Below are 24,759 nucleotides of genomic sequence, written 5' to 3'. Positions count from 1 at the left end.
GGAAATCAACCTTCTTTTTTTAAGAATCTGTTTTTCAATTTCTACTCTAAAATGCTTACGATCCATACGATATAAGAGATGGACAAGAAATAGTATTTTATAATTTAACATATTTTTAGGGAGTAGTAGGAGGAAAAATGTTAGGTAATTTCAGTCATATTCAAACTTACGTTAGACTTAAAAATTCTGGAGGATTCCACCACATAATTGATCGCTTTAAACAAGTTATGATAAACATTGGAATTTCATTTGATGATATAAATTCTTGGATTTTAGGGATTAACCTACAAGACGATGATACACTTTATGCTAGTATTGAAGATATTCCACTTAGTCATGACATGTTAGTTAAAGTAGAAAAGAATAAATATATAGTCAACACTTCGATTATTACTTGGACTCATAAGAGTAAAGAGACTTGGCTTGAACTTTTAATTACCGTTGAAGGCGGAGATTCGACGTGCAAGGATAAAGGATTTAAAAATGATGATTTTATATTAAAAATTATGGAAAACTTGAGTGATCAATTTAATGAAACAGGCATATATTTGTCCAATGAAATGCAAGACGGTGAAGCATTTATTGGATTAGTTGAAAATAAAATAGAAAAGTTATGGGAGTTTAATGCTGCAATAATACCTATGCCTCATCTTTCTTTTTATAAGCAAATGCCAAAAGATTTTAAAAGATATAATACTCATGAGGGAACTAACTTTTTTAAGCGCGTTATTTAAAAAGGCAATAATCAAAATGAACCTTTTAAATTAATGATACAAATGGCAATTAAACTTGATTTGAATTTTCTTAAAGATAGTAGGGACACAGATGAATAAGAAATTAAGCGGTGGTTTTCAAAATGATGTGTTTTACGATCAAAAATCAAATAGAATCATTAGAAAGTCTAATACAGAAAAAACAAAGAGAACAGTTTTACAAGAAATTGAGTGGGTAAATTTCTTACATAAGCAAGGCTTAGATGTTGCAAAGGCTGATTTGAATGTAGAATATGAAAACGGCCGAATTATTACTTATTTTGAATATATTGATGGAGTTCCAATGGATGTCACGAATCCGAAACATTGGAATAAAAGTAGATTTGAACAATGGGGAAAAATATTAGGAAAGATGCATTCATTATCGAAAGAATATAAAATCAGTGAAATTTATCGTCCAATCTGGTCGTATGATAACCCTGATGTATTTCGTATTAGAGAACAACTCCAGACGAATATGAAAGAAATCTATAATAAATACATAGAGAAGCTTTTAGAATTCCGCAAATCGCCGAGCACATTTGGATTAATTCATAATGATTTTCATCAAGGAAATTTAATTGTAGTAGAAGATAAACTCTTTATTATTGATTTCGATAATTGTGCTTATAATTGGTTTGCGCAGGATATTGCAACAGCATTTTATCATGCATATTGGCAACAAACGTCATTTAATCGTGAGAATGAACATTTTATAGAAAGCTTTATGAAACATTTTTTTAAAGGATATAAACAGGAAAATGTAATTCATAGTGATGTTATAGAGCAAATACCGATTTTTCTAAAATTAAGAGAATTATTTTTGTACAATTTATTTACAGTAAAATGGGATTTGAATCAATTAGAGGATTGGCAGAAATATACTCTGAATGATTTGCAAAATAAGATTATGAATGAAATACCATATGCCGATCAAAATGATTTTTCAATTTATGTATAGGTTTTATTTTTTATGAAACACATGAAAAATTAGAAACAACAATCATGTATGTTCTTGAAAACCAAATGAAGTAAGGAGAAAAAAATAAAACAAGCTATTCCTTATATTTTTTTCTAGTATGGAGGTCATCACTGAAACGTTTGGTTATTGAATTTGTAGGTTGGCTATATAATAAAATAAATGGTAATGTTTGTAGTTTGTTTTTTGAAAGGGGCTGATGTTTATGAAAAGAAATAAAAATACGGCTCTTGTTGGGATATTATCTTTATTTTTACTACTTTTTATTGTTGTTACAGCGATTCGCAATATTAGAATCTACATGGTTTATAGTTCTGGTTTAATGCCATTTATTGTTTGTGGAATGACTATTTTTGCGATCGTTATCCTTTATTTAAGTGGGTCGAAACAGAGAAGGTAAAAGCATAACCCTAGTGGTTATGCTTTCAGACTGTTGACAAACGCTCGCTTTCTTCGTTACTTCGCCTGTCTGCGGTGCTCATTACCGTTTAGGGTATCTCCGCTCTTCGTCAGGCTTCGCGCCTCGAAAGACAAGCGTTTTCAATCAGTCTGAATATCAGATAGATAGGATTTTGTCTACACACTGAAAGCATAACCCAAGTGGTTATGCTTTTTGCTCTAATATCTCCATTATTTATGTAAAGTTATAAATGTGAACTTTTTATGAAAATATTACCGGCAGTCTACAAATTTGAATTATGATACTATTTTTATAAGGAGGGACGGATATGGAATTTAAAAAGGCTAATTATGTATTAATTGGAGTGCTTATTCTTTTAAGTGCATTAAAATATATTGATGTTGTCATTAATTTAGTAAATAAATCAAATGAAACAATTTACTTTTTATTTGGTGTGGTTATTGTTTTAACAGGTGTGAGTTTTATTGTAAGTCCTTATTTTATGAAGGAAAATAAAGATGAGATTACAATTGAAGCTTAGAATATGTTTACTATCCTAAATTAATTTGAGTAAATAGCTTAATTTAGGATAGATTTATTTTAGAAAGACCAATCATCGCTTAACTTCTTCTGCTTTTATTTATCTTTATCTTCTATGTATACAGTCCCTTTTGCCCATGGAATATTTAACAAATCTTTGGTGATTCTATCTGTATAAATGGTAAATTGGTATTTTTTACTTCTTATTCAGAAAGGAATTTACAAAAATATGTTAACCTGGTCACAAAATTATAATCCATTACATAATATTTGGTTGTCTGCTTTAATGGCTGCAATCCCAATCTTATTTTTTATCATTGCATTAACGATCTTAAAACTAAAAGGCTATATAGCAGGAGCTTTAAGCATTCTTGTTGCTGGAATTGTAGCCGTGTTAGTTTACGGAATGCCGATTAGAATGATCGTGTCATCTGCACTTTATGGAATATTTGCAGGAATATGGCCAGTTGCCTCAATTGTATTAGCTGCAATATTTCTATATAAGCTAACGACAAAAACAGGTCAGTTTAATATTATTCGTAAAAGTATTGCATCCATAACAGAAGACCAGAGAATTCAAGTACTTCTAGTGGCGTATTCATTTGGAGCTTTTTTAGAAGGTGCTGCTGGATTTGGTGCACCTGTAGCAATAACAGCTGCAATACTAGTAGGTCTTGGTTTTAATGCTTTAAATGCAGCAGCTATTTGTTTAATAGCGAATATTGCTGGTGGAGCTTTTGGAGCTATGGGGATCCCAGTTAATGTTCCAGCTCAATTAACTGGCTTGGACGGACTAATTGTCGGTAGATATACTGCGCTCGTTCTTCCATTGATGAGTATTTTAGTAGCATTTTTACTAGTATTTATTATTGATGGTTTTAAAGGAATCAGACAAACCTTTCCTGCCATTTTAGTGAGTGGATTTTCATTCGCCATTACACAATTTGTCGTTTTATATTTCTTAGGGGCCGAGCTTGCTGACATTTTTGCAGCAATTGTAAGCTTAGTTGCAGTATCTTTATTTTTACGTGTTTGGAGTCCAAAAGAAGTATATAAAATTCAGCAAACTGAAACTAAATCTACAGGAGTAGTGGAAAATTATTCACTTAATCAAATTATCTACGCTTGGTTACCGTTCATTTTATTGACTGTATTCGTAACTATTTTTAATTTAAACTTTGTTAAAGCACTTTTCGTACCAGGTGGCGCTTTAGCGAAATTAGTTTTTTTAATTCCAGTTCCGTTTTTAAACAATTTAGTCATTCGAAAACCACCTATTGTACCAAGCGATGCTCCATATGCAGCGGTGTATAAACTTGATTTGTTTTCATCAACAGTGACAGCTATCGTACTAGCGGCGATTTTAACGATTATTATTTTTAAATGTAATTGGAAGTTAGTAAGCGAAACCGCAAGTGAAACGTTTAAAGAATTACTAGCACCAATCTTAACAATTTGTAGTGTTCTAGCTTTTGCATATATTTGTACTTATTCAGGGATGTCTTCTACACTTGGACTAGCATTTGCTTCGACCGGTGATAAATTTCCATTATTTTCACCAATACTTGGATGGATCGGTGTATTTTTAACAGGCTCGGTTGTAAACAGTGGGTCACTTTTTGCACCTTTACAAGCAGTCACAGCAGCACAAATTGGTATCCTACCTGAAACAATGGTTGCAGTAAATGTCATGGGTGGAACGATGGCAAAAATGATCTCACCTCAGTCAGTTGCTGTAGCAACAGCAGCAGTTGGTCTCGTCGGACAAGAATCAAAACTGTTTAAAATGACAGTAAAATATAGTCTTTCATTATTAGTATTAATTGGAATTGTGAGTTGGTCCATTTTTTAGAAGATTTTGTGTCTCTAATGGACGCTTTGCTATAGCTCAACATTACAATTTCAGCCAATATCAACAAGAATTACTTGTATATCAATAAAAAAGAGTACTTTATCAATAAAAATCAGCATTTTATCAACAAAGTTCACAGGTTTATCAATAAAGTACACATAATGTTCGTATTTCCCCCACACAGCAATAAAAAAGGAAGCTCTATCTAATCAAGAGCTTCCTTTTTTTGATCCGAAATGACTAAGTTTGTATTAGTCTTATTAAATTTTGTAATAAAGCTTTTATTCAAATGACAATCCGTGATAATATAATCAACTTTTTCAAGTGGGGCAATTTGAACAGTTACATTTTTTCCAAACTTTGTACTATCAGCTGCAATATACGTTATATTCGATAATTCGATAATCTTTTTCCTTGTAATGGCTTCTTCAAAATTATAATCAGATATGCCTTTTTCAATTGTTATCCCACTTGCACAAATAAACGCTTTTAATATATTCAATTCACTGAAGTTAAATAAATAATCATACGTAACAACGGACTGTTCGTGTCGTCTGATTTTGCCACCGATTATGATTAATTCAATTGAACTATTTAAGAGTTCATTAATGATTGGTATTGAATTCGTAACAACAGTCAAATTCTTCTTCTCTTTAATATATTTAGCAATTTGTAAAGTTGTCGTACCACTGTCTAAATAAATACAATCTCCATCTTCGATATGCTCAGCACATTTTTGAGCGATCTGTTCCTTTTCCTCTAAATGGCTAACCATTCTTTCTTCCATAGAAGATTCAAAAAACTTCGATTCAGCCAGTTTGGCTCCTCCATAGATTTTTTCTATTTTTCCTTGCTTCTCAAGTAAATTTAAATCTCTACGTAATGTATCAATCGATATATTTAATGCTTCAGTTAACTCAGTTATTTTTAACACATTATTTATCTTTAATAATTCGATAATTTTCTGTTGCCTTTCAAGTGGAAACATAACTTCACCTTTTCAATATTTATTAATCTTGTCTTCAGTTTAATAGAAAAGAAAGCATCTTTTCAATAGTAGTTAAGATAAAATAATGCAAATGTTCGGTTAATAAATTGTAAATATGTGCATAAGTTATGCAGAACTTACTCATAATTTACATATTATTTACTTAAAAGTCTAATTGGATTTACATATGAATTTTATACTAGGGATGTGTTTAAGGAGGTGAACAGTTTGCTGAAATTACAAAACATTAGCAAACAGTTTGATAAAAAAGTCGTATTATCGGAGATCAATCTTGAAATTAAAACTGGAGAAATTGTGTCACTACTTGGTCCAAGTGGAAGTGGAAAAACAACATTATTAAATATCATCTTAGGCCTTACTCAAATGGATCAAGGACAAATCATTTTTAATGATGTAGATATTACAAAAACGCCTATGAAGAATAGAGGATTTAATATCGTTTTCCAAGATTACGCACTTTTTCCGAACTTAAATTCTTATGAAAACATAGTTTACGGTCTAAGAAATAAAAAAGGACTAGTAACAGAACAGGAATTACAGGATTATATTAATTTCTTAGAATTAAAGCCTCATTTAAAAAAGAAAATAAGTGAGCTATCTGGAGGTCAAAAACAACGTGTTGCACTTGCTAGAACATTAGTAACAAAACCAAGAATTTTACTTTTAGACGAGCCTTTAAGTGCATTAGATGGTGTCATAAAAGAATCAATTAAAGACCGGATTAAGTCAATTGCCAGAGAGTTTAACCTAACAACTATTATCGTAACACACGATCCAGAAGAAGCTTTAACTTTATCAGATAAAATTTTGATTATTAATGAAGGAAAAATTTCACAATTTGGAACACCTAGTGAAATCATTCAACAACCAAGTAACCGTTTTGTAGAAGAATTTATTTTAAAGCAGTTACAAATTAAAAGACATAATATTTACAACTTATTTGGTGAGAAATATGCATAAAGTAAAGCCTGAAATTCGAGTCATTTATGGAGTAATCCTACTATTATTTATAGCTTTTCTATTTTTACCTTTAATCATTCTTTTTTATCGATCATTGGAGACTGACCAAGGATTTGGCATACATAACTATATAACAATCCTGTCAGATAAAAATCTATTACAAGCAATTGGAAATAGTATAAAGGTTTCTACTATTACGGCTTGTATCAGTACAGTTTTAGCCTTCATCTTGGCATATTCAATTAATTGTACAAAAGTTGTTCGACCTTTAAAAGGATTTATGAAAATCGTTATTCTAATTCCGATGTTACTTCCTACAATAACGTACGGATTTGCGATTATTTATTCGTTTGGACAGCAAGGTCTAATGACTAAATTATTTGGCAGAAATTTGTTTGAAATCTATGGATTTAATGGATTATTAATAGGATACGTGATTTATACACTTCCAGCGGCATTTCTATTAATTAATAATTCATTTAAATATATTGATAAAAAATTTATCGTTGTATCAAAACTAATGGGGGATGGTCTATTTAGAAGTTTTAAAAACACTATTATTAGACCATTGCTTGGAACACTTGGTGGAGCGTTTGTACTTTCGTTTATTTTAAGTTTTACAGATTACGGGATTCCAGCTTCAGTGGGAGGTACATATTACGTCGTAGCTACCCAGCTATATCAAGTTATGCTTGGATCAATTCCAAATTTTAATAATGGTGCAGTAATTGCAGTTCTAATGTTAATACCAGCTGTTTTTGGCGTATTACTACTGAATTATCTTGAAAAATTTAATTTTCACTACGATAAGTTTACGAACTTTGAAATGGTTTCTCATAAATCGAGAGATATTTGCTTTGGAGTTATTTCTTCTATTATTTTAGTTGGAATTCTTTCAGTATTTGCAGTGATGTTCGTCGTACCATTTTTTATTAGTTATCCATTTCAAATGAATTTTACGTTACAGCATTTTATTGATGCTTTCCAATCAAGTGATTTAATTGGTGTTTATAAAAATTCTTTATACGTTTCGATTGTGACAGCACTTATTGGAACAATCGTAGCATATAGTTCGGCACTATTAAATGTGCGAACTGCTATAAGAAGTAACTCCAAATTAGCGATTGATTTAATTTCGATGCTCACAAATACAGTACCAGGAATGGTATTAGGTTTATCGTACTTACTATTTTTTAATAATAGTAGTTTAAAAGGAACATTTACAATTATTATTCTTTGCAATATCGTTCACTTTTTTACAACGCCGTATTTATTAGCGAAAAACTCGTTAACTAAAATGAATCCTAGTTGGGAAACGACTGGGGAGTTAATGGGTGATACATGGATTAAAACGATTTACAGAGTAGTTTTACCAAATTCTAAATCAACGGTTTTTGAGATGATTAGTTACTATTTTATTAATTCAATGGTAACAGTAAGTGGAATTATCTTCCTAATTACAGCGGAAACTTCTTTAGTTGCAAGCAAAATTAAAGAACTTCAACATTTTCAAAAGTATGATGAAATATTTGTTTTATCACTATTGATTTTTTTTACGAACCTAATCATTAAATTCCTATGCGACTATTTTCAAAGGAAAAGTGTCGTTCAGTAATAATCTCTAAAATTTTTTAACCAACTATCACATTTAGAAATAACAACAATGTTGTTTATGAAAATAAAAAAATAAAAAAAGCGAGGTAGTATTATGTTTAAGAAATTTAAAGGAATTTTGTTGGCTTTATTCGCATTAACTTTCGTTTTCTCATTATCCGCTTGTAATAGTTCAAAAACGAGTGCCTCTAAGAAAATTGTCATTTATACAAATGGTGATGAAGAAGCAATTACGTCAATGGAAAAAGCTTTAAAAAAAGCAGGATATGACGGTAAATATGTATTCCAAACTTTTGGTACTTCTGAATTAGGTGGAAAACTTATAGCTGAAGGTGACAAAATCGAAGCAAATTTAGTGACAATGAGTTCTTATTTCTTAGACAGTGCACAAGAAAAACACGATATGTTTGAAAATTTAACATTTAATACAAATTCATTAGAGAAATATCCTTCATTCTATACGCCAATTTTAGCTAACACAGGCTCAATCTTTGTAAATACAAAAGTGATGAAAGAAAAAGGCTTACCAATGCCGACATCAATTAAAGACTTAGCAAAACCAGAATTTAAAGGTTTAGTATCTATTCCAAATATCATGGATTCTTCAACTGGATGGTTATTAATTCAAGCAATTATAAATCAGTATGGTGAAGAAGAAGGAAAAGCAATTTTACATGATTTAATCGCAAACTGCGGTCCACATTTAGAAAGTTCAGGTTCTGGTCCAATTAAGAAAGTAGAAGCTGGGGAAGTTGCTGCAGGTTTTGGATTACGTCATCAAGCAGTATTAGATAAAAAAGCAGGTTTACCGATTGATTATGTAGATCCTACAGAAGGAAATTTCTCATTAACTGAATCAGTTGCAGTTGTAAAAAAAGATAAGAAATCAAACGAATTAGCAATGAAAATGGCTGAAGTAATTAGTAAGGATGCTCGTAAAGATTTAATCAAAGATTACCCAGTTGCTTTATACAATGGAGAAACTGTTAGTGATGAACATAAACCAGCTCATTCAATGAAATTTAGCCAACCATTATCAGTTAAATTGTTAGAAGAACATCAACAGTTCTTTAATTCTACAAAATAATCAGATAGGGGATGAAGGGTCATGAAAAACTATAAATTATTAACGCCAGGTCCATTAACTACAACAAATACGGTCAAAGAAGAAATGCTCTTTGATCGATGTACTTGGGATAATGATTATAAAGAAATAACACAAAAAATTAGATCACAGATTCTTGATTTAGCAAAAGTATCGGAAGAACATTACTCAGTTGTTTTAATGCAAGGTAGTGGTACATTTGCAGTTGAATCCGTTATTAGTTCAACTATTTCAAAAAATGACAAAGTATTAATTGTAACAAATGGTGCATATGGTGAACGAATTGTAAAAATGGCTAAGTATATTGGTCTAAATTTCGTTCAATTTAGCATTGCATATGATGAGCTACCTAAAGAGGAAGAATTGAGGGACATAATTGAAAAGGATCAAGCAATTACGCACATTGTGATGGTTCATTGTGAAACAACTACTGGTATTTTAAATCCAATTGAAATGGTATCAAATCTTACGAAAGAATTTAATCTGACTCTTATTATCGATGCTATGAGTAGCTTTGGTGGGATTGAGATTGACGTGCAAAAACTTGAAATTGATTATTTAATTAGTAGTGCGAATAAATGTATCCAAGGTGTACCAGGTTTCGGATTTGTCATTGCAAAACTAAATAAGCTTGTACAATGTGAAGGAATTGCTCGAAGTTTATCATTAGATTTATATGATCAATGGAAGGAAATGGACAAGGATGGCAAATGGAGATTCACTTCTCCAACCCAAGTTGTTGCAGCATTTTCTAAAGCAATTGATGAATTAATTGAAGAAGGCGGTGTTTCTGCTAGGTTTGCTCGCTACCAAAATAATAATCGCTTGTTAAGAAAGAGACTAAAAGAGGTTGGGATTCACGCTTATATTACTGAAATTAACCAATCACCTATTATTACAACGTTTTTGTTCCCAAGCGAACAGTTTAGTTTTGTAGAATTCTACAGCTTCATTAAAGAAAGAGGATATGTCATTTACCCAGGTAAGCTAACTGACGCGGATACATTCAGAGTAGGGAATATCGGTGAAATTTATGAAGAAGATATTCAGAGCTTATGTAACATCATCGAAGAGTATATTGGAGTGGTGACAAAATGAATAAAGTAGAAGGAATTATTTTAGATTGGGCTGGTACAACAGTTGACTTTGGCTGCTTTGCGCCTGTAAATGTATTTGTTGATATTTTTAAAAATGCTGGTATAGAAGTCACGATGGAAGAAGCAAGAGCACCAATGGGCATGCTAAAAATTGATCATATTCGTGAGATGCTTTCTATGCCAAGAATTTCAAATCTTTGGATTGATAAATATGAAAGACCATTTAATGAGCAAGATGTAAATATACTTTATGCAAACTTTGAGCCAGCACTTATGTCTTCATTATCTGATTACACAGATCCAATTCCAGAAGTAATTGAAGTAGTACAGGAATTAAGAAAACAAGGTCTAAAAATTGGCTCAACAACAGGTTATACAAATAAAATGATGGATGTTGTCGTGCCAAATGCAGAGAAGAAGGGCTATTATCCTGACTTCTATCTTACACCTGATGATACAAATTCATTTGGCAGACCATTTCCTTATATGATTTTCAGAAATATGGAAGCACTTAAGTTAACTGCTCCTTGGAAGGTAGTTAAAGTAGGAGATACTATTTCGGATATTAAAGAAGGAAATAATGCTGGAGTTTGGTCAGTAGGAGTAATTATTGGAAGCTCTGAAATGGGATTAAGTTTAAAAGAGTTCAGTAACCTAGCAGAAAGTGATAAAGAAGCAATTATTTCGAAAACAGAAATATCGTTTTTACAAAATGGAGCGGATTTTACAATTAAAACCATGGGAGAGTTACCAGAGTTAATTGAACAAATTAATCAATTAATCTCAGAAGGTAAGAAACCAAATGCCAAATAGTCACCTGAAAAGAGAAGGAGATATTAATTCAAGTCCACTTCGAATTGATTGGATGAGTCAATTAAATCAAACAAGTACGGAAATTATTCAAGCAGATGAAGAAGTATTTGTTAAACAATCGATGTCAACACCATGCCTCAATGGAATTATGGATGCAGATGGTTGTTATTTAATTGATGTAAATGGAAAGAAATATTTAGATTTTCATGGGAATAGTTCGCATCAAGTAGGATATAAAAATCCATATGTAGTTGATGCAATTAAAAAGCAAATCGAAGAACTCCCATTTATACCAAGGAGATTTACATCTGACATAGTCGTTAAAGCTGCCAAGGCTTTAATTCATAAAACGACTTCACAGGATTTTAAAGTTTTATTTACTCCATCGGGAAGTGCAGCAGTTGGGTTAGCCCTTAAAATAGCACGTAAAGTAACTGGTCGGCATAAAGTCATTTCTATGTGGGAGTCATTTCATGGCGCAGGTTTAGATACGATTTCTGTTGGTGGAGAATATGTTTTTAAGAAAGACATAGGCCCATTACTACCAGGAACTTTAAAAGCTATACCTTTTAATGGATATCGAAATCTAATAAAAAGCGATTCACATGAAGAAGTAGCTAATTTCTGCTTAGACCATATAGAATATATGATTGAGCATGTAGGTGAAATTGGTGCGGTCTTACTAGAACCAATTCGAGCAACTGATACACATATACCACCAAAGTCATATTTTAAAAGATTAAGAGAGATTTGTGATCAACATGGGATATTATTAATATTTGATGAAGTTCCGACAGCATTAATGAGAAGTGGCGCGTTTTATGTTCATCAAAAATTTGAAATTGAGCCTGATATTCTAGTGCTTGGAAAAGGTCTCGGTGGAGCGATTATCCCTCAAGCAGCGGTACTTACACGTACCAAATATGATATTGCTCAAGAGATATCGCTTGGACACTACACTCATGAAAAACCAGCATTAGGCTGTGCAGCAATTTGTGCAACAATTAATTATATTGACGATTATAAATTAGAAGAAAATTGCCGAGTTCAATCCACTTTCGTAAGAACAGCGCTAGAGGATCTTTACAAAAAGTATGAATCGATCGGGGATATTCGGATTGCGGGATTACTCATTTCAATTGAACTTGTAAAATCTCGCAAAACAAAAGAAAAGAACGATCATTTAGCAGAAGAAATTCTTTATTATTGCTTAAAAAATGGACTTTCATTTAAGCTTTCTGGAGGAAACAGCATTACATGGCATCCTCCTCTAACGGTTACAAAAGAGCAGCTAGAATTTGCAATTGGCCTCTTAGAAGATGGGCTGAAAATGTATTGTTAGATGGTAAACCTTAAATTGTAAAAAGATCTAATTACACTTTCAACTTTAATTTGTTTTGAATTTAAGAGAAAAAAAGGGCTATCCGATAGTAGGATAGCCCTTTCATTCATGTTTAATATAGAATTAGAATAATCTTTGAATTAACCAAATGAAACCAAGAATAAAGATTATACCTGATCCAATCTGCATATACCTTTGATACTTCATAGATTTTTGTAGCTTTAAAAGTACAGGAATAAGCAGTAGAACGATCATCAATTGAATAAACTCAATTCCAAGATTAAAGTTAATTAATGCAACAGCCAAATTACTTTTAGGAAGATTCATATCTTTTAATAAACTAGCAAAACCCATACCGTGAATTAATCCAAAGGTAAATGTAATAGCCCATCTGTAATTTATCTTCTTTTTGAAAATATTTTCCAATGCAACATAACAAATACTTAAGGCAATCATCGCTTCTACTAGATAAGAAGGGATACTGACTATTCCTAGTACTGATAAGGTTAGCGTAATACTATGGGCAATCGTAAAGGCCGTAATGGTTCCAATATATTGCTTTATAGTTTGTCTACTTATTAAAAGAGCAAATAAGAATAATAGATGATCGTAGCCAGTTAAAATATGAAAAATTCCCAGTTTCAAAAATGATAGCCATGAAGATGAACTTTTGCTCGTATTTTTTTGGGCAGGCTCCTCACTGTGAGATTGGCTATTCTGTCCATCCATAGTTTGCTGCTCTTGCTGATTTTCAGTAAGTAGCATTGTCCACGTTCGATCTTTTCCTTGAAGAGCAGTTTCGCTAACTTCTCCTTGATAAGTAGCAGTCAAGAGATTTACATAGTTAGTTGTACCAGAATCACCCGAGTATAAGCCATCAGTCAGACTGATATTCTCTCCTGGTGAAAAAGAAGGATAAATTAAATAGCAGGTTAGAAAAATATTATTTGTTTTTTTCACAAGCTTCATTTTTTCCAGCTTTGGAGTTTGTTCGATATTATTTTTATCGAGAGCTAATCGTTCGGTAATTAATTCCTCCAAATGATGACGTCCACTTTTGATTTCAGATTTTTCTAAAAGGTAGTTTTTATTTTTGTCGATACCGGGAATTAATTCAATTACTGAAATTGTATCGAGCGAAAATTTCATTATCGTCTGATCTTTCTCAATCTTTAGGTCTGTATAACTAGCGCTATAATTATGTGCCAAAGCAGACGATGGAAATTGAATTAAGAATAATATAATGGCAGTTATAAAACTGAAAATAATTGATTTAGTTCGCACAGAAATCCCCCTGTTTTTTTAATCCAAATACCAAACTAACTTCATATAAACATACTCCAGTCGGTTTTGTATATAAACAAATTATAAATATATTAAAATTTTACTTAAGATTTACTAATTAAACATTTCATGTTTTAATAAATCCCTGTAGTATAGGAATTGAGGGGTACAAACTAAAGAAGAAAGGGGAAGAGTCTTTTTTAGTATTTTTTTTGTGTTTTTTTTTTAGTAGAATAATAATTTATCAAAGGGATGGTTGATGAATGAAGAATGTAATGAGGAAAAAATATAGGCGTTGGACAAGCATATTTATGACTGCTCTTTTATTACTTAGTGCGTTCCTGCCTAGTGGATTAATAGGTAGCGTAAGTGCAGCTACTGATCATGTTGTTATTTCTCAATATTTTGGTGGCGGAGGAAATACTGGAGCACCATACAATAAGGATTTTATTGAATTATATAATCCTACAGATCAAGACGTAGTACTTGATGGATGGTCTGTTCAATACGCTTCTAAAGCTGGTACAACTTGGCAAGTTACGCCATTAAATGGCTCAATTAAAGCCCATGGTTATTACCTAATTGCTGAAGGTGGCGGTGCAAATGGTGTAGCTCTCCCAACTCCAGATGCAACAGGTGCTTTAGCAATGTCAGGTACTGATGCTAAAATTGCATTGTTAAAAAATACTACAGCAGCTAGCGGTGCAGTTCCAACAGGTGCGGTTGATTTTGTTGGTATTGGTGCAGCTGCGAACTTTGAAGGTACGGGTCCAACAAAGGCTCCATCTAATACGACAAGCGCTCAACGTCGTCCTTATGCAAATATCAATCCAATACCGGGAAAAGGTAATGCATGGGATTCAGATGATAATGGAGCAGATTTTTATGTAGGACCAGTTGTAACTCCAAGAAATACTACAAGTGCAACAGAAGATCCAATGGTTCCAGATGTGAGTCTACAACCAAAGGGCAATTTGATTCAATTTTTACAAAATGATACAACAGCAAAAGTAACAGGTAGCGCGAATGCAGTTCCAGGAAAATCAATTATTAATGTTTATGAAAACGCTTCAAAGGGTAGTTTTCTTGGCACTGCAACTGCTTCAGATGATGGTTCTTTTGCAATAGATATTCCTAATAAAGGTTTAAATTCTATTTATGTTACTGCTACTCAGAATGGATTAACCGAAAGTGCAACTATCGAAATCTCAGTAGCGAAATCAAGTGCATCGATCGCTCAAGATAAATTAAGCTATTCAGTTGCGAACGGTGTCGGTACATTAATTGGAAGTGCTGGTGCAAGTGCAGCAAGTTCAATCATTAATGTTTATCCAAATGCAACTGTAAACATTAATGAAAAATTAAATATGCAAGAAGTAAAATCAGGTACTGGAGGAGACTTCTCTGTTACGATCAATAATGCACCAGATACGGTGTATGTGACTCAACAGACAAGTACGTCTAAAGGAATCATGCTTGAAAGTGTAGCTGTTTCCGTAACGAAAGCAGACACAACAGTTATTTCAAAGATTAATGATGTTAGAGCTTCTGATGCAAAAGGACAGCCGATTAATCTGAACAAAACTTTTACAATCGAAGGTGTTGTAACAGTAGATAATCAAATTCTTGGAAGTCAAAAACAAAACTTCTATATCCAGGATAATACGGCGGGAATTAATATTTTCCACTCTTCTTATGACCCGGGCTTTTCGACTGTAAAAGGAGATAAACTACGTATTACAGGTAAGGTTATTTATTACAATGGTTTAACTGAATTTGAACCTACTTCAATTGCTAAATTAAGTGAAGGTAATGAACTACCTGGTTCAAAAAATCTTACGATTGCTGATTTGAATAATTTCGCTGTGGCTGAGCCATTAGAAGGAAGCCTTGTAACGATTACAGGTAAGGTTTCTGCTACTGCAAGCACACCACCGAACTACAATGTGACATTTATTGATGTGAATAATAAATCAACTTTATTACGAGTAATGGATAAAACAGGTATTAAGCCTGATACAGATCTTGTAAATGGTAAAAGCTATACAGTTACAGGAATATTAGGCCAATACACAACAAACGCATCAGCAACAAGTGGTTATCAGCTATATCCGCGTGATGTAAAAGATGTTGCACCAATACTGGCAATTACACATACAGCTTTAACAGAAGTATACTCTAGTGCAAATGTGGATTTTGACGCGGTTGCAGATGGAGCAGAGAGTGTAACAGTTTATTACCGTGAAAAGGGAATTACTAATTATTCAGCATTACCAATGACAAAAGGTAGTGATGGACATTACGCAGCAACTCTTACAGCTGCTAAAGTACCTTCGAGTGGATTTGAGTATTATATTGAAGCTAAAGCTGGTTCGGAAGTAAAAACTGCGGGATCAAGTGCTACACCATTTTCAGTGAAATTGATTGAAGATAAAGAAGGTCCATCTATTAATGGAGAGACTCCTCAAAATGGAACGAAAGTTGAAAGCCCTCAACCAGAAATTTCGGCTTTACTTGATGATCCTAGTGGAGTTGATGAAAAAACGATCCATTTTTGGTTTGATGGTGAGGAACTAAATGGAACTAACGCTACAATCAACAAAGGTCAAGTGAAATATACACCTCAGCAGGATCTAAAATTAGGATTACACACTGTGAAAGTTTCAGCTGCGGATGTAAAAGGAAATACAACAAATTATGAGTGGACATTCGAAGTGGTACCACGTTTTACGGGTGGAAATCACTATAGAGGTACAACTCACAACCACACTAATATTTCACATGATGCGTCTGGTACACCAGAAGATGCTTTAAAGGCAGGGAAGGCACATCATTATGATTGGTTCGCGTTCTCGGATCATTCACATGACATTGACCCTTCACTTCTTGGTCAAGATACGGTTGACCATAAAGGGATGCAAGAGCGTACAGGTGGAGAACAATGGCAGTTAACGAAAGACCTTGCAAAAAAATATACTAAAAACGGCGATTATGTTGTTTTTCCAGCGTTTGAAATGACTTCAACTACATGGGGGCATTCAAATATTTTTGGAACAGACAATTTTATTGATCGAAATATTAATGGTAAGCAATACCAGGATTTAAACAAATATTATGCATGGGTTATGACTTACGATAATATTGTTGGTCAGTTTAACCATCCAGACATGTCTGCGAATGCATTTAATAATTTCAAGCCGTACAATAAAGAGTTAGACAAATTGTTTACAATGCTTGAGGTAGGAAATGGTTCTGGCCACTACGGATATGCGAATGCGGATAAAAAATTCTATTCAGCTCTAGATTTAGGCTGGCATGTTGCTCCTACTTACGGAGAAGATAATCACGAAGGAACTTGGGGACAAACAAATCAGCGTACAGTTATAGTTGCTGATGATCTTTCACAGGATTCTTTAATGCAGTCTATGCGCAATATGCGCGTTTATATGGAAGAGGATCCAAACTTCACATTAGATGTTCTTGCAAATGGCTATTACATGGGTTCAACGGTTGATAGTAAAAAGCTGAACTTTAAAATTTCAGGTAGTGATTTAGTTGCTGAATCTCATAATGATAGTGACTATAACTATCTTCCAGCATCATATAAGTCGGATGATCGAATTGCTAAAGTAGAATTAATTACTAATGGAGGAGTAGTTGTCGACTCTATCTCTCCAATGACAAAAGATTTTACTTGGAATCCGTCTTACACAGTATCAAGTGGTCAACAATGGTTTGTTGTAAAAGTAACACAAATGGATGGAGAAAGAATTTATTCTGCACCTATTTGGTCAAAAGAACAGCCAGTTGATGTTAAAGTCAATGGAATTGATATTAATGGTGGTGTGATTGTAGGAGGAAACCCAGCAACGTTAAAGACAACAGTAGCTAATAACGGGATGGAGACAGTTAAAAACCTTAAGGTAGACTTCTATTATGATGAAGTTAACCAAGAACATTTCATAGGTACAAATACGATTTCTTCTATTACAACGAAGAATTATGCTGAAACAACTGCCGTTTGGAAGAGCCCAATCAAAGGTGATCATAAGTTGATTGTCGTAGTCACATCAAATGATGGACTTGATATCGGTGATGTGAAGTATGAGTTACCAGTAAAAATCAAAGAACCATTAGGTGTTAATGTATTAATTGATGCTAATCATGGAAATGAAAATACTTCAGGTGATTCTGGAACTTACAAAGATAATTTAAAATCATTTACGCTTCTTCTTCAAAAAGAAGGCTATACAGTATCTGAAAATAAACAAGTCCTTACTGATGATGTATTAAGTAATGTAAATATTTTAATGTTTACTCATCCGAAAACAGCTTTAACTGCTGATGAAAGAGCAGCTGTTGCAAAATTTGTAAAAAATGGCGGTTCATTATTAGTAGCAAGTAAGAGTAACAATAGTACAAATCCAACAATCCAAAATCAACTTTTAAGTGATGTTGGAACAGCTATCCGAATTGGAAATGACGGAGTATTTGATGACAGTAAGTCAGGAAACTTCTGGAGTGACCCTAAAGTATCTCCTTTTGCAGTAAGAGTTCATCCGGGATTAGTTTCAAATTACATTACGGATCGAGTATCATTTATCGATTATTATAGTGGCGTAAGTTTATCTAGTGATAATAATCAACCTCTTACAGAGAATGGCAATGTCGTTATTTTAGCAAAAGGAAATGAAACCACTTATCAAGGGAATATCAAAGGTGGCTTTACTTATGATGCAGTTTCTGATAATTCGGGAGGATCGGCAATTCCGTTAATTGCATCAGAGAAAATCGGTGATAAGGGCCGTGTCGTAGTGTCTGGTATGAATATCTTTAATGATAAGCAGATGGATGAGTCGTTTGAACCAAAAGGAAATGACGAGTTTTCTTTAAATGCAATCAACTGGCTTGCACACCGTGAAGCAAAAGTTACGAAAATCGCTGATGTACGTAAATTAGCTGATGATACAGATGCAGTGATTGAAGGTACAGTTACAACAGCAGCAGGTGTATTCTTTGATGCATTCTACGTACAAGATGAAACAGGCGGAATTATGGCCTTTAAAGAAGCGCCAGAAGGATCATTAAAAACAGGCGACAAAGTCCGAATTTATGGACACCTTAAAACGTTTGAGAATAATAAAGAGTTCGAATTTGATAAATTTGATACTGATGTAATTAAAATTGGCCACGTTGATCCACTAGCTCCTAAGCAAGTATCAACGGGTGATTCAATAACTGATGAAAATCAAGGTCTTCTAGTAAAAGTAACTGGAAAAGTCGTTTCGAAATATGATGACAATTCTTATGTCATCAATGATGGAACTGGACCAGTATTAGTATTTACAGATGGATATATTGTAAATCAAAGTGGTCCTGTACCAGATCTTAAAATAGGCGAATCATTAGAAGCTATTGGACTTTCAGGGAAGTTTTCTGAAGGAAATCGTATCCGTGTTCGTGATACAAAAGAATTAGTTGGAATAAAGGATGCAGTTGCACCGATAACTTCAGCTAAATTGAATCCTGAAAAGCCATCTGGTAATAATGGATGGTATAACTCAAGTGTTACTGTAAACTTGAGTGCTCAAGATGATGCTTCTGGTGTGAAAACGACTTACTACCGTATTAATGGACAGGATTGGACAGAATACAAAGGTCCGATTCAGTTGAATGAAGATGGTCAGTTGACTGTTGAATATCGCAGTGAAGATCAAGATGGGAATATGGAGGATATCAAATCGATTGATGTGAAGATTGATAAAACAGCATCTAATACAAAAGTTGATTTAAATCCAAATGCACCTTCAAGTATGAATGGATGGTTTAAGTCCGATGTAGCTGTTAATTTGACAACAACAGATAAAATGTCTGGTGTTAAATCGGTTCAATACCGTATAAATGGACAAGGATGGACAGAGTACAAAGGTCCAATTCAACTGAATCAAGATGGAATCTTCAATGTTGAATATCGTAGCGAAGACAATGCAGGTAATGTTGAAGCAACAAAATCGGTTCAGGTGAAAATTGATAAGACAGCTCCGGTATTAAAGGTCGCTGTTGATCAGCCAATACTATCTGTACCGAACCATAAAATGGTCGATATTAAAGCATTCCTTAATTATAGTGATTCAACTTCTGGGATTGAATCTGTTGTATTAGAATCAATAACAGTAAACGAATCAAACGCAACACTTGATGATATTCAAGGAGCAGATTTCGGAAAATTGGATACTACTTTTAGTCTTCGATCTGAAAGAAATGGTACAGGTAATGGTCGTATTTATACGATTACTTACTTAGTAACAGATAAAGCAGGTAACACAACAAGAGCGCAAGCAACTGTTACGGTTCCAAAAGGTAATTCTAGTAAATAAGTTTTCTTAAACTCTAGTATGTTTAGGAGAAAAAATAAGAAGTAATGTTAAAGAGGGTGTCCCAAAAGTATAACTTTTGGAGACACCCATTTTTTTACACATTAAACAAGTATAAATTTGCAGCTGTAAAAAAACTCGACGTAATTTCAAGTTTTAGAGATTAGGTAACCCTCTCCTCACACTTTAATTTTTAGAGTTAGTTTGGCGTATCCTTTTTAAGAAAGAAAGCTCTCATTTTATTCAGGATTTCCACACTTTTTTTGAGGCTTAGTTAACTTTTTAGAGTGTATTCAGTTTAAAACATTTACTGATTATCCGATAGAAATAGTAAAAAATGGATAAAAAAGGGTGAAGTAGAATGAGCACCAAAGAAAGAAAGATTAAAAACCAAAAAAGTACATCAATAAGAACACCAATTATTTTCTTTACTGCACTTATGTTTTTCGTTTTAATAGTTGTAAATGGGATAATATTGTACAAATCAATTATTAATTCTACTGATCAAACACTCCGTGAATTTGGTAAGGTCCAAGCATCAAGCTTTGCAAATGAAATAAATAAAGAAACATATCAAACATTTTTAAACCAAAAACAAGAATCAGAAGAATACTGGAATTTACGAAAGTCTTTAAACGATTTTCGTAAACAATCTGGCGCATTTTACGTGTATACACTGGAGGTTAAAAATAAGAATCTTTCTATTTTAGTAGATGGAATGGATAAAGGAGACTCAAAAGCTTCAAAAATAGGGGAGAAAACAACATCAACAAAATATGCTGATGTTAGAGAAGTATTGGATGGTAAAACTTCAAGTACACCGATCGTTCATGATCCAAAATATGGAGACTATTTATCTGCATTTGCCCCAATTAAAGGAAACAACGGGGATGTGATTGGGGTATTAGGAATTGATATTAATGCAAAAACGTCGGGGATGATTAGTACTAGTATTATCAAAGATCAGGGGAAAATTTTAATTTCAGTAAATCTTGTCATTCTACTGTTTTCAATTTTAGGTGTGACGTTCTATATAAAAAGAACATTAAAACCACTACAAAAACTAGAAGAATTAGTTGATCAAGTTTCACAAGGAAAATTGCATTCATTTGAAAGCATTTATATGAAAAATAATGAAATCGGACGTATTTTCCAATCATTTACTAGAATGAGAGAGAATTTACATAATCTCATACTAAATGTTAAAAATACTGCAAATATAACAATCGATAAGTTCCAGAGTACTAAACAGGAAATGGGGAATTTAAGAGAACAGTCAGAGGGGATTGTGCTTGCAAGTGCGGAAATCTCTGCTGGGAATGAAGTAGTAACATCATCAATAGAAAATACTTCTACTCTAAATAATGAATTTCAAAATGTAATGATAAAAGTAAATGAAGAAATAACTCATGTAGAAAAGCTGAATAATGAAGTATCTAACACACAGCATAAAAGTTTGCATTCGATTGAGGAATTAGTAAAGCTTAATCAAAATACTGAGGAAACGTTTAGAGAAGTTTCTGTAGCAATTGACACACTAAATAGTTTTTCAAAAGATATTGAACAAATAGTAAGTGAAATAAAAAATATATCTGAACAAACGAATTTGTTATCTTTAAACGCATCGATTGAAGCAGCGAGAGCAGGTGAACATGGAAAAGGATTTGCTGTAGTAGCTACTGAGGTTGGAAAACTAGCGAAACAATCAGGTGAAGCAACAAAAACGATCCATAATACGATTGCAAAAATTCAATCACAAATTAAGGAAACAAAAGAAAAAAATGATGATACATTATCTACGTTTATGAAGCAAGTAAATGAATTGAGCGTAGTAAAAGAGAATGTAAACGACTTATCAATTCTTTTGTCTAAATCGAAAGAGTCATTTGCTGCAATCACAGTTAATTTTGATGAAATGAATCAACAACAAGTGGCAATTCAAGAAGATATTATGTCTGTGACAGCAGTCTGTGAAGAAACTGCAGCTGCAACAGAAGAAGTTACAGCGACAATTCAACAAATGGATAGTAATTTGAATAATTTTTCAAATGATTTAGATGAAGTCACAGATTCAATTAAGAATCTACAAAACCAAACGAATCAGTTTGAATTATAGGAAGAGCAGGAAGGATTAAGGGGAGAACTTTAAGGTTAGTTCTTCTTTTTCCGTTCTCCTGCTTTTCTTTTTCTTTTTCCTTATTTTATTTAATTAGGGCACCTCTTAAAGTGGTGACACCGAATTCTAAGTAGGACTTTAAGCAACTAAGCATAAATACCCAACCTTCTTTGTTGTCAATTAACTGGTGTACAAAATCAGGAGTATTTTCATTAAAGCCTTCTTCAATTATTTCAATGATCGTGTTGTTATGATCAATTTCAGTTAGCGAAATTGTTACAACATGACCTTCTTCAGTTTCACCCCAAGCAAATACAATTTTTTTGTTATCTTGTATCTCAATTATTTTTATTTTACCTTCCGCGTTGTATAAGTCGTATTTTAATGTGATAACTTTTCCTTCCTCCCATCTTTCAGAGCTAGAAGAAAACCAAAATTTCCCAATTTTTGACGGATCTACAAATGCTTCAAATATTTCCTTTGCTGGTTTGAAAATTTTAAACTTCGTAACATTATTCATTATATGACAACTCACTTTCAAATTAATTGATATGTAACATCTATGTCCTATTACACCCATTTTAAACTTAAAGAATGAGTTTGTGAATGTTTGGTTCGAAAATTCAGATAATTAGTTCGGGTACGAACATTACTTTTTTATAACGATGGGATTCATGTCCCGTTTTTTTGTTTTATTAGAAGCACCAATTTTTTATTGGATTTTCAAAAAAGTTTACACCTTTGATACATTTCATGATTAAGTTTGAAACATCGATTTCATATCATAAAGTTACTAATTTGAGAGGGGGAGAATGAGTAATATAAAATCTTTTTTTAATGAAATGATGATAGTTAACATTCTAATAAAAAAAATTCAAAAACATCATTGTTTAATACTAGGAGGAATTAAAATTGAAAAGAAACTTATTAAAAGCAGCGATAACAACTATAGCATTATCAGGAACTTTACTTTTTTCTAATGGAGTGGCAAAACAACCTATTCATGTTAGTGCAGCAGTAGTAAATGCTCCGATAAGTGTCTATGAAGTAACAGTGAGTGTACTAAATATACGTAGTACACCAAACACAAGCTCGAAAGTAGTAGATACATTAAGAAAGAAAGATCAAATTGAAATCGTAAAATTTTATAATGCTAACTGGGCACAAATTAAAACGACAACAACGAAAAACGGAATTGCATATGTAAGCACGAAATATTTACAAAAGTTACCGACAACACTGACAACAAAATCTAATTTAAATTTGCGTAGTGGCGCAAGTACAAAATACAAAGTTTTAACGGTAATCCCTAAAGGAGCAAAAGTAAGCTTTTTAGGGTATCAAACAGCTGGAAGAACACAGATCGATTACAACTGGGCAATCGTTTCATATAATGGAAAAAAAGGATTTGCAAATACAAAGTATTTAAATATGAAATAAAAAAAGTAATCTTATTAAATAAAGATCAAATTTTCGTAAAGGAAGTTGAGTGATGTCCATTTCCACTACAGGATTCTCGCTTTCCATGGGGCGAAACCTGAGCCTCCTCGGCAAGCCTGCGGGGTCTCAGCCTTTCCGCATTTCCCATAGGAGTCGAGTATCCTTTCGTTCCAATCAACTTATTCTTCAATAAAAGTCTATTCATAGATCATCATTAAAGTTGCATTAATGACCTTTTATCATATAGAGCGTTATCTATTTCAACACTATTAAAAAAAGTGAGCCCTATTGCTCACTTTTTTTAATAAGGAAGTACATTATAAGCTAACTTCTTAATAATTTCTTCATGCTCAGGATATTGTTCTAATAATTGCTCTTGTGTAAATAATTCGAAGTCTTTGAAGTCAAAGCCAGGTGAAACCATGCATCCTACTAATGAGAAAGTATTTTCCTCCAAAACAGATGATCCAAAAATTGAATTTTTAGGAACCAAATATTGAGGAACTTCCCCGTTCTCTAAATTTAATCCTAATTTAATTTCTTCATATACGCCATTTTCGTGTATGACATGAATTGTTAAAGAACTACCTGCATGGAAATACCATAGTTCATCGGACTTTAATCGGTGAAAATGTGAAATATCATGTGATTGAAGTAAAAAATAAATACTTGTGTAAAGAAGTCTTTGATTATCAAAATCAACAGTTAATTCTCGATCCGATATTTGTTCCTGTGAATGGTATGTAGATTTGTAATATCCACCTTCAGGATGAGCCTCAAGTTCAAGTTTAGTAATCCAATATTCAGGATTATTGTTAATCATTTCATCAATCCTCTCTAAAAAACGATAATGACTACATGTACCATATTACCTTAATTATTACTATGTTGTTAATTTCTATTAAAAGTTTGTTATCTATACTGTTTTGAATATGCCTGTTAATGTATATAGTTTATATTTTATAAAAAGAAATTTTTAAAATAAAATTTTATAGAATTTTTAAATTATAGAATATAGAAAGAGATTGATTGCAGTGGAAGGTGGGAGACTCCTATGGGAGTAGCGGGAAGGGTGAGACCCC

The 24,759-nt window shown here is 32.8% G+C and carries 18 protein-coding genes; 14 read left to right on the top strand and 4 right to left on the bottom strand.

The features are described from left to right. Window positions 1–137 precede the first annotated feature (137 nt). The 5 genes from B7R67_RS14750 to B7R67_RS14730 all read left to right on the top strand — a co-directional run bounded on the left by B7R67_RS14750 (window position 138) and on the right by B7R67_RS14730 (window position 4,523). Window positions 138–734 (top strand): hypothetical protein, encoded by a 597-nt coding sequence (locus B7R67_RS14750; protein ID WP_088071692.1) that lies wholly within the window; start codon window positions 138–140, stop codon window positions 732–734. A 91-nt stretch (window positions 735–825) separates the two neighbouring features. Further along, a complete protein-coding gene (locus B7R67_RS14745; protein ID WP_088071690.1) occupies window positions 826–1,713 on the top strand; it encodes a phosphotransferase enzyme family protein in 888 nt (295 codons plus the stop codon). A 223-nt stretch (window positions 1,714–1,936) separates the two neighbouring features. Continuing rightward, entirely contained in the window at window positions 1,937–2,131 is a 195-nt protein-coding gene (locus B7R67_RS14740) for a hypothetical protein (protein WP_088071688.1), read from the top strand. 328 nt (window positions 2,132–2,459) lie between these two features. Continuing rightward, window positions 2,460–2,672 (top strand): hypothetical protein, encoded by a 213-nt coding sequence (locus B7R67_RS14735; RefSeq protein WP_088071686.1) that lies wholly within the window; start codon window positions 2,460–2,462, stop codon window positions 2,670–2,672. Between the two features lie 228 nt (window positions 2,673–2,900). Continuing rightward, complete coding sequence (locus B7R67_RS14730) at window positions 2,901–4,523, top strand: lactate permease LctP family transporter (protein ID WP_088071785.1); 1,623 nt, start codon at window positions 2,901–2,903, stop codon at window positions 4,521–4,523. Window positions 4,524–4,728: 205 nt separating this feature from the next. Here B7R67_RS14730 and B7R67_RS14725 read toward each other — a convergent pair whose 3' ends face one another. Then, entirely contained in the window at window positions 4,729–5,511 is a 783-nt protein-coding gene (locus B7R67_RS14725; RefSeq protein WP_088071684.1) for a DeoR/GlpR family DNA-binding transcription regulator, read from the bottom strand. A gap of 228 nt (window positions 5,512–5,739) precedes the next feature. Between B7R67_RS14725 and B7R67_RS14720 the strand changes: the two genes are divergently transcribed. The 6 genes from B7R67_RS14720 to pbfA all read left to right on the top strand — a co-directional run bounded on the left by B7R67_RS14720 (window position 5,740) and on the right by pbfA (window position 12,463). Then, window positions 5,740–6,492, top strand: coding sequence for an ABC transporter ATP-binding protein (locus B7R67_RS14720; protein ID WP_088071682.1), 753 nt, complete (start codon window positions 5,740–5,742; stop codon window positions 6,490–6,492). Beyond that, entirely contained in the window at window positions 6,485–8,107 is a 1,623-nt protein-coding gene (locus B7R67_RS22425) for an ABC transporter permease subunit (protein WP_213084059.1), read from the top strand. The genes B7R67_RS14720 and B7R67_RS22425 overlap by 8 nt, the downstream gene beginning before the upstream one ends. A gap of 93 nt (window positions 8,108–8,200) precedes the next feature. Then, entirely contained in the window at window positions 8,201–9,193 is a 993-nt protein-coding gene (locus B7R67_RS22420; RefSeq protein WP_213084058.1) for an extracellular solute-binding protein, read from the top strand. 21 nt (window positions 9,194–9,214) lie between these two features. Next, window positions 9,215–10,309: a 2-aminoethylphosphonate--pyruvate transaminase gene (gene phnW, locus B7R67_RS14710; RefSeq protein ID WP_088071680.1), complete on the top strand. Its 1,095-nt coding sequence runs from the start codon at window positions 9,215–9,217 to the stop codon at window positions 10,307–10,309. Further along, window positions 10,306–11,121: a phosphonoacetaldehyde hydrolase gene (phnX, locus tag B7R67_RS14705; RefSeq protein ID WP_088071678.1), complete on the top strand. Its 816-nt coding sequence runs from the start codon at window positions 10,306–10,308 to the stop codon at window positions 11,119–11,121. The genes phnW and phnX overlap by 4 nt, the downstream gene beginning before the upstream one ends. Beyond that, window positions 11,111–12,463, top strand: a complete 1,353-nt coding sequence (pbfA, locus tag B7R67_RS14700; protein ID WP_088071676.1) for a (R)-1-hydroxy-2-aminoethylphosphonate ammonia-lyase — start codon at window positions 11,111–11,113, stop codon at window positions 12,461–12,463. Before phnX ends, pbfA begins: the two co-directional genes overlap by 11 nt. A gap of 123 nt (window positions 12,464–12,586) precedes the next feature. On the opposite strand, the gene B7R67_RS14695 is transcribed toward pbfA, so the two are convergent. Beyond that, window positions 12,587–13,747 carry a HupE/UreJ family protein gene (locus tag B7R67_RS14695; protein WP_235822175.1) on the bottom strand — a complete coding sequence of 387 codons (1,161 nt, stop codon included), beginning with the start codon at window positions 13,745–13,747 and terminating at the stop codon, window positions 12,587–12,589. Between the two features lie 263 nt (window positions 13,748–14,010). On the opposite strand from B7R67_RS14695, the gene B7R67_RS14690 reads away from it, so the two are divergent. Beyond that, window positions 14,011–20,124: a DUF4350 domain-containing protein gene (locus tag B7R67_RS14690; protein WP_088071672.1), complete on the top strand. Its 6,114-nt coding sequence runs from the start codon at window positions 14,011–14,013 to the stop codon at window positions 20,122–20,124. 358 nt (window positions 20,125–20,482) lie between these two features. Beyond that, the gene (locus B7R67_RS14685; protein WP_088071670.1) at window positions 20,483–22,237 is read left to right on the top strand and encodes a methyl-accepting chemotaxis protein; all 1,755 of its coding nucleotides are present in this window, start codon (window positions 20,483–20,485) and stop codon (window positions 22,235–22,237) included. An 85-nt stretch (window positions 22,238–22,322) separates the two neighbouring features. Here B7R67_RS14685 and B7R67_RS14680 read toward each other — a convergent pair whose 3' ends face one another. Next, entirely contained in the window at window positions 22,323–22,757 is a 435-nt protein-coding gene (locus tag B7R67_RS14680) for an SRPBCC family protein (RefSeq protein WP_088071668.1), read from the bottom strand. 392 nt (window positions 22,758–23,149) lie between these two features. Here B7R67_RS14680 and B7R67_RS14675 point away from each other — a divergent pair, with 392 nt between their 5' ends. Further along, window positions 23,150–23,677, top strand: a complete 528-nt coding sequence (locus B7R67_RS14675) for an SH3 domain-containing protein (protein WP_088071666.1) — start codon at window positions 23,150–23,152, stop codon at window positions 23,675–23,677. Window positions 23,678–23,978: 301 nt separating this feature from the next. Here the strand turns inward: B7R67_RS14675 and B7R67_RS14670 are convergent, their stop codons facing one another. After that, window positions 23,979–24,500 carry a cupin domain-containing protein gene (locus B7R67_RS14670; RefSeq protein ID WP_088071664.1) on the bottom strand — a complete coding sequence of 174 codons (522 nt, stop codon included), beginning with the start codon at window positions 24,498–24,500 and terminating at the stop codon, window positions 23,979–23,981. Window positions 24,501–24,759 lie beyond the last annotated feature (259 nt).

This window comes from Gottfriedia luciferensis, assembly GCF_002156865.1.
GTDB classification, from domain to species: domain Bacteria; phylum Bacillota; class Bacilli; order Bacillales; family Bacillaceae_G; genus Gottfriedia; species Gottfriedia luciferensis.
The sequence above is the reverse complement of the archived record's forward strand: the minus strand, read 5'-3'. Positions and strand labels throughout refer to the sequence as shown.